This is a genomic window from Pseudoalteromonas sp. T1lg24, assembly GCF_002964745.1.
Lineage (GTDB): Bacteria > Pseudomonadota > Gammaproteobacteria > Enterobacterales > Alteromonadaceae > Pseudoalteromonas > Pseudoalteromonas spongiae.
Map to the genome: position 1 here is coordinate 108,803 of NZ_PQCB01000006.1, position 13,531 is coordinate 122,333.

The window sequence follows — 13,531 nt, forward strand, 5'->3', positions numbered from 1 at the left end:
TAAGTGCTCTCTTACTTTTTATTGCGACCTTGGCCTGCGTAGTGCTTTAACAAGCTTGGTACATCTAAAATTAGTGCAATGCCACCATCTGACGTAATTGTTGCGCCCGCCATACCCGGCGTACCTTGCAATAATGCATCTAATGGTTTGATTACCACTTCTTCCTGACCAATTAAGGAATCAACCACAAAGCCCATTTGTTGCGTACCTAATTGCACAATAACAACATGCCCCTGCGAACGCTTTTGTTCGCTGCGAGGGTTCCGTAACAACCATTTTTCTAGATAGAATAACGGAATCGCTTTATCACGTACGATAATCGTTAGCTGCCCATCAACTAGATTTGTTTTAGTAAGATCTAAGTGGAAAATCTCACTTACACCTGCAAGTGGTAATGCAAACGTTTGCTGACCAACTACGACCATTAAAGTAGGCAGAATAGCGAGCGTCAGTGGTACTTTAATTTCAAGTACTGTGCCTTTACCTTTTTCTGATTCGATATTCACTGTACCGTTTAATTGGGTAATTTTGGTTTTAACCACGTCCATACCCACGCCACGACCAGAAATATCAGAAATCTCTTCTTTGGTAGAGAAACCTGGCGCAAAGATTAAGTTATACGCTTCGTTGTTTGACAGTCGAGCTGCCTGGTCGGCATCTATTACACCTTTACCAATCGCTATACTTTTCAGCTTTTCTGCGTCCATACCCGCACCATCATCTTCAATGGTAAGCAAGATATGGTCACCTTCTTGTGATGCTGACAGCGTCACCGTACCGGTGCGTGGTTTGCCTGCAGCTTCACGATCGTCTGGCATTTCAATACCGTGATCCACCGAGTTACGTACAAGGTGAACTAGCGGATCTGCAAGTGCCTCAACAAGGTTTTTATCTAAATCTGTTTCTTCACCAACTAGCTGTAAATTAATTTCTTTTTTCAAGCTGCGAGCTAAGTCACGTACAACGCGAGGGAAACGGCCAAATACTTTTTTGATTGGCTGCATCCGGGTTTTCATTACCGCGCCTTGTAAGTCTGCGGTCACCACATCTAAGTTAGAAATGGCTTTACCCATACTTTCATTACTAACGTTAGCACCTAAGCTGACAAGTCGATTTCGAACCAATACCAGTTCGCCGACCATATTCATGATTTGGTCAAGGCGTTTGGTATCTACACGCACTGTCGTTTCAGCCGGTGGCGCTGCCGGTTTAGCTGGTGCTTTACTTGGTGCTGCAGCTGGTTTGGCTGCACTTGGCGCAGCAGGCTTAGCAGCTGCTGGTTTTGGTGCTGGAGCTTGTGGTTTCGCCGGCGTTGGCTTAGCCGCAGGAGGTGGTGTTGGCGCTGCCGGTTTTGCCGCTACCGCATCAGTATTAAATGATTTTTCAGCAGTGCTTGGCGCACTGCCCTTGCCATGAAGTTCATCAAGCAAGGCTTCGAATTCATCTTCGGTAATGTCTTCATCGTCGCCTGATGAAGCTGCAGGAGCTGCACTTTCTGGCGCACTCGTCTCAGACGCACCACCGAATGAACCAGCCCCATGTAATTCGTCTAGTAAGCTTTCAAATTCATCATCAGTGATTTCATCAGAGTCGCTACCTTCACTCGCTTCTGGCGCTGCATTAGAGGCTGGGCCATTACCAGAGCCGTGCAACTCATCTAACAGGCTTTCAAATTCTTCTTCTGTGATATCGTCAACGCTATCACCAGAAGATTGTGCTTCATCACTTGGCGCATCAGCATCAAATAAAATATCACCAAACGGGTCTTCTTCGACTGCTTCTGGCTCGACAATTTCTTCTGCTGGCGCTTCAGCTACCGGTGCTTCATCTGCGCTTTCAGGCTGACTAAGTCTATGTAGTTCTGCCAATAACTGCGGGTCAGCAGGATCGGGCTGAGCGCGATTTTGAATGTGAGCAAACATTTCATTGATGGTATCAAGTGCCTGTAAAATCACATCCATTAATTCAGGAGTAACCCTGCGTTGGCCTTGTCGTAAAACATCGAAAATATTTTCTGCGCCGTGACATGCATCGACTAGCTCTGTCATAGACAAGAAGCCAGCGCCCCCTTTTACGGTATGAAACCCTCTAAATATCGCATTCAGTAAATCAGCATCTTCTGGATTATTTTCCAGTTCAACTAACTGTTCTGAGAGCAACTCTAAGATTTCACCGGCTTCGACTAAAAAGTCTTGTAAAATATCTTCATCGACATCAAAGCTCATGCATTTTTCTCCGATTAGAAGCCCAAACTAGACAGCAGATCGTCTACTTCATCTTGACCTGAAACCACATCTTCACGTGATTCAGCATTTATAATTGGACCTTCAGCTACTTGGTCTAATTCACCATCAGCAACCATTTGTTGTTCTTGTTGTATTGTCGTTTCAGGCGATTCATCATGTTCTACAGGTGTGCCAAACACGGTTAACATATGAATCAGGCTATCCTCGACTTCGCGGACAAGCTCGATTACGCGTCGAATAACTTGACCTGTGAGGTCCTGATAACCCTGGGCCATGAGCACTTCTGTCATTAATGCATTTAATTTATCAGAATTTGTTTTTGCTTCGTCCATAAAGCCGTTTAGCTCATGACATAACACTTTAAACTCACCAACTTTAAGATCTCGCGACATTAATTTGTCCCATTTGGGCTTAATATTGTTGAGACCTGTTTGCAAGTTATCGGCAATAGGCAGCGATGCTTCAACGGCGTCCATCGTTGTATTCGCAGCTTGCTCTGTCATTTCCATAACATAATTGAGACGTTCTTTTGCGTCAGGAATAGACTCAGTTGTTAACGCCGATAAAGTGGTATCAAGTTGAAAATTTTTCAATGAATCATGCAGTTGACGAGTTAGTTTGCCTACCTCACCAAATAATTCATCTTGCTCAATTGCCGTAACTTGCTTTAGCAGCTCTTGCGCTTGTTGTTGCTCATCGTTTTCAAGAAACGCAACTAGCTGCTTAGCTTGTTCTAAGGTAATTTGAGGCGCAGCACTTGCTGACATAAACCTCTCCTTCCCGTTAGCCTAAACGCTCAAAAACTTTATCAAGCTTTGTTTTAAGCGTTGCTGCTGTAAATGGTTTAACGATATAACCGTTTACACCTGCTTGCGCTGCAGCAATGATCTGCTCTTTTTTGGCTTCCGCAGTTACCATTAGTACCGGTATGTGTTTTAGACTGTCATCCGCGCGAATCGCGCGCAGCAAATCTATACCTTGCATACCTGGCATATTCCAATCCGTAACTACAAAGTCAAACTCTTGGTTTTGCAGCATTGGTAGCGCAGTGCTACCGTCGTCTGCTTCTTGCACGTTTGTGAAACCAAGATCTCTTAACAGGTTTTTAATGATTCTTCTCATCGTTGAAAAGTCGTCAACTACAAGAATTTTCATGTTTTTATCCAAAATATCCTCCAGTGAGGTATGCACCTAATTGTTTACTTACTACTTTTATTCTATATCCAGTCATGGACTTTTGCTTTAAGGCGCACCATGGCCTGACTATGTATTTGGCTCACTCTTGATTCACTCACTTCAAGAATTAGCCCAATTTCTTTTAAATTCATTTCATCATTGTAGTAAAGTGACAGCACTAACGCTTCTCTTTCTGGCAAAGTTTGTATTGCCTCTACTAACGCTTTATTAAATTTATCCTGTTGAATATCAACTAATGGATTTTGTTCTTTATTGCCGAGCCCTGCGTCGATGACATCTTCATCAACACCGAGATCTTCAATGCCGATAATTTTACCATTGCTTATATCCCTTAGAATATGATGGTACTCATCTAACGTAATATCAAGTTTTTCAGCTACTTCACTGTCTTTTGGTTCACGTCCGAGTGATGATTCTAGCTGATTGATGACTGCGGCGACTTCACGGGCGTTTTTATGTACTGAGCGAGGTACCCAGTCTCCTTTACGCGTTTCATCAATTATTGCACCGCGAATCCGAATACCCGCATAGGTTTCAAAGCTCGCACCTTTACTGCCATCAAAGTTCTTAGCAGCCTCAATGAGTCCTATCATGCCCGCCTGAATGAGGTCTTCGACAATAACGCTCGCCGGCAGACGCGCTAAAATATGGTAGGCAATGCGTTTAACCAACGGCGTATGCTGTTCGACAAGTTGCGATAATTGATTTTGATTAGCATAGGCAGCGGTTCTTTTCATAGGCGTTCCTAATTACTAACCAGTTTCTCAATGAAAAACTCTAGGTGTCCTGACGGCTGATTTGGAATTGGCCAGCTCGCCGCTTTAGTTGCAAGTGCTTTGAACGCAATTGCTGCAGGCGATTTTGGAAATACGTCAACAATGGTTTTTTGTTTACGAATCGCTTTTCGAATATTTTCATCAAATGGAACTGTTGCGACTAGCTCAAGCGATACATCTAAAAAGCGGTCAGTTACTTTTGATAATTTTGCGAAAAGCTCTTGGCCTTCTTTTAAGCTGCGTACCATGTTCGCAACTATTTTAAATTTGTACACACCGTGCTCACGGCTTAACACTTTAATCAGTGCGTAAGCATCGGTTATTGATGTTGGTTCATCACACACAACAACAAGCACATCTTGTGAAGCGCGAGAGAAACTAAGCACCATATCTGAAATACCGGCCGCAGTGTCAACGACTAGTACATCATAGTGTGAGTCTAATTCGCCAAAAGCGCGAATTAGGCCAGCGTGTTCAGATGGTGTTAATTCCACCATGTTTTGAGAGCCAGATGTCGCAGGTACAATTTTCATACCATACGGCCCTTCAACTAAGATATCTTCGAGGTCACATTCACCTGAAAGCACGTGAGAAAGGTTACGCTCTACACGCAAACCCAGCATTACATCACAGTTTGCTAAACCCAAATCGGCATCGAGTACCAGTACTTTTTGGCCTTGCTGAGCCATGGCGATTGCCATGTTTAGAGAGACATTGGTTTTACCAACTCCCCCTTTACCTCCAGTTACCGCAATTACTTTTACAGCCTTGTTGTTGTTTTTCATTTTCCGCAGGCCACTAGCTTGATCTAATTCTGGGTTAATCATACATTCCTACTGCTTGATGCGCCATGCTTGATGCACGTCTTGCTTGCGCGTTTGTTCGTTTTGCATACAACTGCTGAGCTTTGCTGACCAATTTTTCCGCATTTGCCACACGAATGTCCTCTGGTACACGCTGCCCATTGGTAAGATAGCCTATTGGCAGACGATTTTGAATGGCTACACTGATAATTTCACCTAAACTTAGACATTCATCAAGTTTTGTGAAGATACAACCACTTAACTGTACCTGTTTGAACTGTTTAATCGCCTCTTGCTGTACTTCAAGCTGTGCTGTTGAACTTAACACAAGGTAACTGCGAATATCTACTCGGCTATTGCGCATTAAGGTGTTAAGTTGCTCAGTCAAACGTATATCTCGTTGGCTCATTCCTGCTGTATCAATTAATACTAGACGCTTATTTCTTAAATGATAAAGAATTTCAGTGAGTTCTTCTGCATTTTTAACTTGCTTTACTGGGCAGCCAATAATACGACCATAAGTCGATAATTGCTCATATGCGCCAATACGATAAGTATCTGTTGTGATTAGCGCGATATTGTTGGCGCCAAATTTTTGTGCGCCAAGTGCAGCTAGCTTGGCCACGGTCGTGGTTTTGCCAACGCCCGTAGGACCAACTAAGGCATATACACCACCACGACGCAAAATTTCGTTATTCGCCGTGTATAGTTGTTTGCTCAGCATATTAAGCGTTTCTTGCCACGCTTGACGCGGTGCAACGTCATCTGGAATAAAACACGCGAGCTGGTCCGCTACTGCCTCACTGATACCCATACCTTTCAAACGGTCGAGTAAAAGAGCACGAGTTGGGTCACGGCGCGCCATATCTTCATTCATTAAGCCAGAAAGTTGGTGCTCAAGTAACTGTCTGATCGAAGCCATTTCATCACGCATCGCTTGCATTTCATCAAGCGACTGAGCTTGGTTGCCATAACTGCTTTGTTGCTTTGGCTTAGCAAAGCTATCGAGGGCATCTTGCTGTGTCGATGTGAGTGAATCATCGTCATCAAACCAATTACGAGGCTGCTTTGGCTCAGGTGCTTTATCAAATTGAGGTGATTTTTTCGCTTGGCGCTCAAGTAATGCCGATAAACTGTCTGCTACCGCAGCTTGTTTTTCAGGGGTCGCTGTTTGTGGTTTTGGCTTAACAAAATTATTACTAAAACGAGGCTTTTCTTCACTTAACTTAGGCGCTGCAGGTGCAGCTTGAACTGACTTTTCATAATCAACAGCTGCCACAATTTCAACACCATCAGCCATGCGCTTATTTGACATGATAACTGCATCAGGACCTAGCTCATGCTTTACTTCATTCAACGCGCTGCGCATATCTTTAGCAAAAAAACGTTTAATTTTCATGTGACACCTCGTCTCTACTTATCACTGTTGACCGACTGAGCAAACAATTTTGATCTGTTTTTCTTCAGGTACTTCCTGATATGACATCACGCGCAAACCCGGTAGGCTGTGTTTCACAAATCGCGATAACACGCTGCGCAACATACCTGATGTCAACAGTATTGAAGGTTCACCCGCCATTTCCTGGTTTTGATGCGCATCGCCGAGAGAGTTTTGTAGTCTTTCTGCGAGCCCTGGCTCAATGCCAGCACCTTCGTCACCTGCACTTTGAAGGGACTGATGCAACATCTGTTCCAACTCAGGCGCCAATGTTATGACAGGGATTTCTGGCGCATTGCCAGCAACGTCTTGAACGATTAATCGACGTAGTGAAATTCTAACTGCAGCGGTTAGTACGTCTGGGTCTTGGCTACGAGGGCCGTACTCAACGAGGGTTTGAACAATCGAACGCATATCGCGAATTGGCACACCTTCATTAAGTAAGTTTTGCAGTACTTTTACAATTGTAGTGAGCGGTAAAATATCGGGTACTAAGCCTTCAATTAAACGCGGATGCGACTTGGCAAGCATATCAAGTAAGTTTTGTACTTCTTCATGGCCCAATAACAAAGCTGCGTTATTGTGTAATAACTGAGAAATATGTGTTGCAACCACAGTTGCAGCATCAACCACGGTATAGCCAAGTGATTGTGCTTCGTCTTTTTGTTCTGGTGCGATCCAAACTGCATCTAAGCCAAATGCAGGGTCTTTGGTCGCAACTCCTTTTACTTCACCAAATACTTGACCTGGGTTAATCGCCAATTCGTTATTGTGTTTTAATTCACCGTTGCCACTAGAAACCCCCATTAATGTGATGCGGTATTCGTTCGGATCTAGCTCTAAATTGTCTCGAATATGAACCGGCGGCACTAAAAAGCCAAGCTCTTGAGATAACTTTTTACGTACCCCTTTAATGCGACTCAGTAATTCACCACCTTGTGCTTGGTCGACAAGTGGAATTAAACGGTAACCAACCTCTAAGCCAATTACGTCCACTTGTTGTACATCATCCCAACCCAACTCTTTTTGTTCAATTTGCGCTTGCTCTTGGCCTGGTGAACCGCCTTTTGCAACTTGTTTGGACTCTTCTTCTGCTTTTTGCGTTTTAATGCGCTGATTCACATAAGCTACACCGCCAATTAAAAAGCCTAATCCCAAGAACGCAACTTTCGGCATGCCTGGCACTAACCCCATTACAATCAAAATACCTGCTGCGATATAAAGGGCTTTATCATTGCCTAATTGGGCATGAAATTGCTCGCCCATGTTTTGCGATTCATTTTGACGCGTTACCACAATCGCGGTACCAATAGATAAAAGTAGCGATGGTAATTGAGCAACAAGGCCATCACCTATCGTAAGTAGCGTATATACTTCCATTGCACGACTAAACGGTAAATCGTGCTGGATCATGCCAATAAATAAACCACCAATAATATTGATAACAAGAATGATAATGCCGGCAATAGCATCCCCTTTTACAAACTTACTGGCACCATCCATTGAACCGTAGAAGTCTGCTTCACGAGTTACTTCGGTGCGGCGCTCTCGCGCTTGTTCCGCGGTTATAAAGCCTGCATTTAAGTCTGCATCAATCGCCATTTGTTTACCTGGCATTGCATCTAAGGTGAAACGTGCAGACACTTCTGAAATACGGCCTGCACCTTTGGTAATTACCACAAAGTTAATAATAATTAGAATCAAAAATACAACTAAACCAACAGCATAGTTACCGCCGATCACAACTGAGCCAAATGCTTCAATTACCTTACCCGCTGCATCGCCGCCCTCGTGACCTTCAAGCAACACGACTCGGGTACTGGCTACATTCAGCGCAAGGCGTAAGATAGTGGCTATTAGCAAAACGGTTGGGAAAATACCGAAATCGAGAGGCTTCAAGGTATACAAGGTAATAAGTAGAACGACCAGCGATAACGCTATGTTAAAAGAGAACAGTATATCGAGTAAAAACGCAGGCATTGGCAATACAACCATACCGAGCGCAGCAAGCACAAGAATAGGTGTACCTATACCTTTCAGGTAATCCGATTTATTTGCGTTTAGTTGATTTAATGTGGCCTTGAAGTCCATACAGCAGCTATTCAATATATTGACACTGGTATAGCTAAAGCAAATACCGTTCCAACAAGAAAAGTAGCGATAACTTACTGTTTAGTATTTGAAATCTTCAGGTATTGGTAGCTCTTTAGCGAGTTTTTCTGGGCGTTTACCACGCCCTTTATTAAACTGTTTTAATTGGAAAACATAAGCAAGTACTTGTGCCACCGCAACGAACAATTGCTCCGGAATTTGCTGACCCACTTTACCGGTGTGGAACAATGAACGTGCCAATGCGGGCGATTCGACAATCGGTACGTCAAAGCGATCTGCTATTTTTCTAATTTGCAGCGCTATTTGGTCACCACCGATAGCAATAACCATAGGAGCGCCGGCTTTAGCGGTATCATATTTAAGTGCAACAGCGTAGTGAGTTGGGTTTGTAACTACCACATCGGCATCTGGCACATCTTGCATCATTCTGCGCTGCGACATTTCTCGCTGGGTACGACGAATGCGGGCTTTGATTTGAGGATCACCTTCGCTGTTTTTGTATTCATCTTTAACCTCTTGCAAGGTCATTTTTAGCTGTTCGTTATGATTCCACTTTTGAAATGGTGCATCAATTGACGCTATAACGATTAGCGTCATCGCCAGGGCAAAAAACATCCACGCCAAGATCCACAATGCGTGTTCAATATTACCAGGCACAGCCTCTAAGCTCAGGGTAAGAATTTCGGGGAAATAGCCTTTGATTAAGTAAACAGCAACCGTTGCAATCAGGCCAAACTTTAATAATGCTTTAACTAATTCAATGGCGGCTTGTTTACCGAACATGCGGGCAAAGCCTTTGAGAGGTGACATTTTACTCGCTTTAGGTGCAGCTGCTTGCCAACTAAAATTAAAACCACCTAAAAATGTATTGCCAATTACACCTGCAACCAATAAGCACAACACAAACATTGTCATGCCATACCAAAGTTCACTTGCAACTTCACCCCACACCGAGAACATCTTGGTCGTGTCATAGACTTCATTACGATTTAGCGAAAGCAAACGCCCCATCACATTATATAAGCCTACAGCGATGTCTTTACCAAACAGTAAAAAGCTCACCGCAGCAGCAATCAAAACAAATGTGGTGCCCGTTTCTTTTGAGCGTGCTACCTGTCCTTTTTTCGCTGCGTCTTGCAGCTTTTTGGGGGTGGGTTCTTCGGTGCGTTCTTGATCTGAGCCTTCAGCCATATCCGTTCCTTACACCTGACAACCAACAAGATCGCACATTAGCTCAACCATTTTTAGCCATTGAAATTCAAATTGCGCAGTAAAGTTAGTCATTGTTGCCCAAATAATGACAAGGCCCGCAAGCAATGTAAACGGGAAACCTATAGTAAATATATTAAGTTGCGGCGCGGCACGAGTCATCACACCAAATGAGAAGTTGATAACTAGCATGGCAGTTAACGGCGCTAGCGATAACACTAAGGCTGTCGCAAACATCCAACTGCCCCATAACGCCAGTTTTTGAAAGTTTGCAACAGGCCACCAGGTGCCATCAATAGGTAACGCAGTAAAGCTATGTACAAGCATTTGGATCATCATTAGATGACCGTCAAATACCCAAAACAGTAAGGTTGCAAGAATTAAATAAAACTGACCGACCGCGGGCACACTTTGCCCATTTGCAGGGTCAACAATTGAAGCAAAACCAAGGCCGGTTTGCATTGCAAGTATTTGACCTGCAAGAATAAAGGTATTAAGCATCATTACTGACGCAAACCCCATGGCAACACCAATCAAGATCTGCTGCAGCACCACAATGACCATTTGAAAACTGAATAGCTCGTTAAATTGACTAGGTGGTAAAATCGGCATTACCAGCAAGGTCACCAGTACCGATAACCCCACTTTTACGCGCGTCGGAACAGTTTTCACGCCAATACCTACCATCACCATAAACATTGCAGCAATGCGTGATAACGGTAATAAAAAATCCGAAAGGTATTGTACTAATTGCGAAAATAAAATTTCCATAAAGGCCTATTTTAACCAGCAATTTGCGGAATAATCTCCACCATCTGACGGAAGTAATCAGTCAATTCTTGGGTGATCCAGTGAGCACCAAAAATAAGCGCAAGTAAGGTTACAATAAGACGCGGTAAAAAGCTTAAGGTCTGCTCGTTAATTGAAGTTGCAGCTTGGAAGATTGCAACAATTAGCCCCACAATTAAGCTTGGTACGATAATGGCTGCAACCAACTTAATAACCAGAAAAAGCGCATCGCTGAGTACTTCTACAAAAACTTCGGGTTGCATTTAGCCTCCTATTCGCGGGTATGTTATCGCCACAGTACTATGTACCTAACCCATAACTACGCGCGAGCGTGCCCATTACCAACGACCAGCCATCAACCAAAACAAATAGCATAATTTTAAATGGCAATGACACAATCATTGGCGATAGCATCATCATACCCATAGCCATCAACACACTGGCAACCACCAAATCAACTATCAAAAACGGAATAAAGAACATAAAACCAATAATAAACGCGGTTTGTAATTCACTGGTGATAAATGCAGGAATAACCACAATAAATGGCGTATCTTCTGGGGAGTCGAGTTGTTCGTAGCCGGCTATTTTGGCAAAGGTTTCTAAATCTGAAATACGTGTTTGCGAAAGCATAAATGCTTTAAGTGGCTCTTTTGCTTGGTCAAGCGCCTGTACCGACGTAAGCTCTTCTTTGAGATATGGCTGAATTGCGCGGTCATCAATTTGCTTGTAAATGGGCGCCATAATAAAAATACTCATAAACAATGCCATACCCACCAAAAGCTGACTCGACGGCGTTTGCTGTAAACCAATTGCTTGGCGCAAAATAGCCAACACCACAATAATGCGGGTGAAAGATGTCATCATAATCACAGCAGCTGGAATAAAACTCAGCGCCGTCATCATAATTAAAACTTGGAGCGTAACCGAGTATTCCTGCGCACCATCCGCATTAGTTTTAACCGTTAGCGCTTGCAAAGCATCATTAGCCCATGCCATCTCTGGCAATACCACTAACAACACAAATAGCACTACATTGAAACACGTCCGGTTCATATTTTATTTCTTATTTTTAGGATTCATAAAATGCGCCAATTGTTTGGCGAACTCAGGCATTTGCTGTTCAGCCAACGGCGTTTCTAATTGATATAAATAGTTTATAGAGCCTGAAGTTACACCGAGTACATGATGCTTGTTATCCATTTCCACCACCAGCAGACGTTCTTTACTGCCAATGTTGATGGAACGAATCACTTTAAACTCGTCACTGGGCGTCATTTGTGGGTTAAATCGCTTGATTAACACGGCAAGCAAAACAATGCAGCCAACCACAAGCAGCAGCGACATGATCATTGAAGCCAACTGTTGAAATCCAGCTGGCTCTGCCGCTAACAGATTAAACGGTACTATCAGTAACGTACTGAGTAAACCGATATTTTTTTTCATCGTAACTTTTTGATCCGCTCGATTTGACTGATCACATCTGTTAAGCGAATACCGAATTTATCGTTAACAACAACCACTTCACCGTGAGCAATTAAGGTACCATTTACGAGTACATCAAGTGGTTCACCCGCTACGCGGTCAAGTTCAACCACTGAGCCCTGGTTTAATTGCAGTAAGTTACGAATACTAATTTTAGAACGACCCACTTCCATCGAAATGGTAACTGGAATATCTAAAATGGTATCGAGCTTACGCTTTTCTTCAGTCGTTAAATCGGCTTTCGAATCTTCAGACAACTCTTCGAGTTCAGCAACTTCGGCATCACCACCGTCTTCGCCTTCAGCTTCGGCTAGGGCTGCAGCCCATTCGTCCATTGTATCTTGATCATCGCTCATACTAAATTTCTCTCAGTTAATTACCAGTCGAGGTCTACACCATCTGATAAATGTAAATCTTCTTCCAATTGCTCCAACTCAGCATCTGAATCGAGCTTTTTCCCGCCCTTTGTAAATACATGTAGTTCTGATTTAACAGATTCAGGGCGTTTAATCTTTTCACTAATTTGAAGCGCAACGTTATCGCGAGAACGACCCATTTTGGCGCGGTAGGTCGGCAAGTCTTCAATGAACACCGTAATATGTTCTGGCATTTCTACCGGAATAATATCACCTTCTTTTAAGTCCATAATTTGTTGCAGACTTAAATCCACTTCAAGCATACGCGTACTAAGATCGACTTCTACATCCATAATTTCATCGCGCAGTGCTTTAGACCAACGTAAATCGGTGTCTTCTGTATCTGACTGCACACCGGCATCAAGTAATTCACGAATTGGCTCAAGCATTGAGTAAGGCAGCGCAATATGGAAATCCCCGCCGCCGCCATCCAGTTCAATATGAAACGAACTGATTACCACAACTTCTGTCGGGCTTACAATGTTGGCCATTGCTGGGTTCACTTCTGAATCAAGGTATTCAAAAGACACATCCATCACCGGTGCCCACGCTTCTTTATAATCTTCAAAAATGATTTTAAGTAGCATTTGCACAATACGGCGTTCGGTTGGTGTAAATTCACGTCCTTCAATTTTGGCATGGTAACGTCCATCACCACCAAAAAAGTTATCCACCAAAATAAACACTAAACGCGCTTCCATGGTAATAAGACCGGTGCCTTTTAACGGTCTAAAGCGCACCATATTTAAACTGGTTGGAACAAATAAGGTGTGGATGTATTCACCAAATTTGATCATCTGCACGCCGTTAATCGACACTTCCGCAGTGCGGCGCATCATGTTAAATAGGGATATACGCATGTGGCGAGCGAATCGTTCGTTAACGATTTCCAGCGTCGGCATACGGCCACGAACAATACGATCTTGAGATGAGAAATCGTATTGCAGCGCGGACGAATCGCTATCACCGCCTTCGTCTATCTCTTCTTCATCAACATCATCGACGCCATGTAAGAGCGCATCGATTTCGTCTTGAGATAATAAATCGCTCACCTAAACTC

Annotated in this window: 14 protein-coding genes; all 14 read right to left on the reverse strand. The window is 43.4% G+C overall.

Going from position 1 to position 13,531, the window contains the following annotated elements; all coding sequences use genetic code 11:
* Positions 1 to 11 precede the first annotated feature (11 nt).
* Complete coding sequence (locus C2M30_RS03455) at positions 12 to 2,225, reverse strand: chemotaxis protein CheA (RefSeq protein WP_105170687.1); 2,214 nt, start codon at positions 2,223 to 2,225, stop codon at positions 12 to 14.
* 14 nt (positions 2,226 to 2,239) lie between these two features.
* Positions 2,240 to 3,013: a protein phosphatase CheZ gene (locus C2M30_RS03460; protein ID WP_010560567.1), complete on the reverse strand. Its 774-nt coding sequence runs from the start codon at positions 3,011 to 3,013 to the stop codon at positions 2,240 to 2,242.
* Between the two features lie 16 nt (positions 3,014 to 3,029).
* Positions 3,030 to 3,413, reverse strand: a complete 384-nt coding sequence (gene cheY, locus C2M30_RS03465; protein ID WP_010560568.1) for a chemotaxis response regulator CheY — start codon at positions 3,411 to 3,413, stop codon at positions 3,030 to 3,032.
* Positions 3,414 to 3,463: 50 nt separating this feature from the next.
* Positions 3,464 to 4,180: an RNA polymerase sigma factor FliA gene (locus C2M30_RS03470; protein ID WP_010560569.1), complete on the reverse strand. Its 717-nt coding sequence runs from the start codon at positions 4,178 to 4,180 to the stop codon at positions 3,464 to 3,466.
* An 8-nt stretch (positions 4,181 to 4,188) separates the two neighbouring features.
* On the reverse strand, positions 4,189 to 5,046 hold the full coding sequence (locus tag C2M30_RS03475; RefSeq protein ID WP_010560570.1) for a MinD/ParA family ATP-binding protein: 858 nt from the start codon (positions 5,044 to 5,046) through the stop codon (positions 4,189 to 4,191).
* Positions 5,039 to 6,421: a flagellar biosynthesis protein FlhF gene (gene flhF / locus C2M30_RS03480; RefSeq protein ID WP_010560571.1), complete on the reverse strand. Its 1,383-nt coding sequence runs from the start codon at positions 6,419 to 6,421 to the stop codon at positions 5,039 to 5,041. The genes C2M30_RS03475 and flhF overlap by 8 nt, the downstream gene beginning before the upstream one ends.
* A gap of 21 nt (positions 6,422 to 6,442) precedes the next feature.
* The gene (flhA, locus tag C2M30_RS03485; protein WP_105170688.1) at positions 6,443 to 8,551 is read right to left on the reverse strand and encodes a flagellar biosynthesis protein FlhA; all 2,109 of its coding nucleotides are present in this window, start codon (positions 8,549 to 8,551) and stop codon (positions 6,443 to 6,445) included.
* An 81-nt stretch (positions 8,552 to 8,632) separates the two neighbouring features.
* The gene (gene flhB / locus C2M30_RS03490) at positions 8,633 to 9,763 is read right to left on the reverse strand and encodes a flagellar biosynthesis protein FlhB (protein ID WP_105170689.1); all 1,131 of its coding nucleotides are present in this window, start codon (positions 9,761 to 9,763) and stop codon (positions 8,633 to 8,635) included.
* Positions 9,764 to 9,772: 9 nt separating this feature from the next.
* Positions 9,773 to 10,552, reverse strand: coding sequence for a flagellar biosynthetic protein FliR (gene fliR, locus C2M30_RS03495; protein WP_105170690.1), 780 nt, complete (start codon positions 10,550 to 10,552; stop codon positions 9,773 to 9,775).
* An 11-nt stretch (positions 10,553 to 10,563) separates the two neighbouring features.
* Positions 10,564 to 10,833, reverse strand: coding sequence for a flagellar biosynthesis protein FliQ (gene fliQ, locus C2M30_RS03500; protein ID WP_010560575.1), 270 nt, complete (start codon positions 10,831 to 10,833; stop codon positions 10,564 to 10,566).
* 37 nt (positions 10,834 to 10,870) lie between these two features.
* A complete protein-coding gene (gene fliP / locus C2M30_RS03505) occupies positions 10,871 to 11,569 on the reverse strand; it encodes a flagellar type III secretion system pore protein FliP (RefSeq protein WP_100914502.1) in 699 nt (232 codons plus the stop codon).
* 60 nt (positions 11,570 to 11,629) lie between these two features.
* Positions 11,630 to 12,016 carry a flagellar biosynthetic protein FliO gene (gene fliO, locus C2M30_RS03510; RefSeq protein ID WP_010560577.1) on the reverse strand — a complete coding sequence of 129 codons (387 nt, stop codon included), beginning with the start codon at positions 12,014 to 12,016 and terminating at the stop codon, positions 11,630 to 11,632.
* On the reverse strand, positions 12,013 to 12,411 hold the full coding sequence (gene fliN, locus C2M30_RS03515) for a flagellar motor switch protein FliN (protein WP_010560578.1): 399 nt from the start codon (positions 12,409 to 12,411) through the stop codon (positions 12,013 to 12,015). The genes fliO and fliN overlap by 4 nt, the downstream gene beginning before the upstream one ends.
* 20 nt (positions 12,412 to 12,431) lie before the next feature.
* A complete protein-coding gene (gene fliM, locus C2M30_RS03520) occupies positions 12,432 to 13,523 on the reverse strand; it encodes a flagellar motor switch protein FliM (RefSeq protein WP_010560579.1) in 1,092 nt (363 codons plus the stop codon).
* Between the last annotated feature and the right edge of the window lie 8 nt (positions 13,524 to 13,531).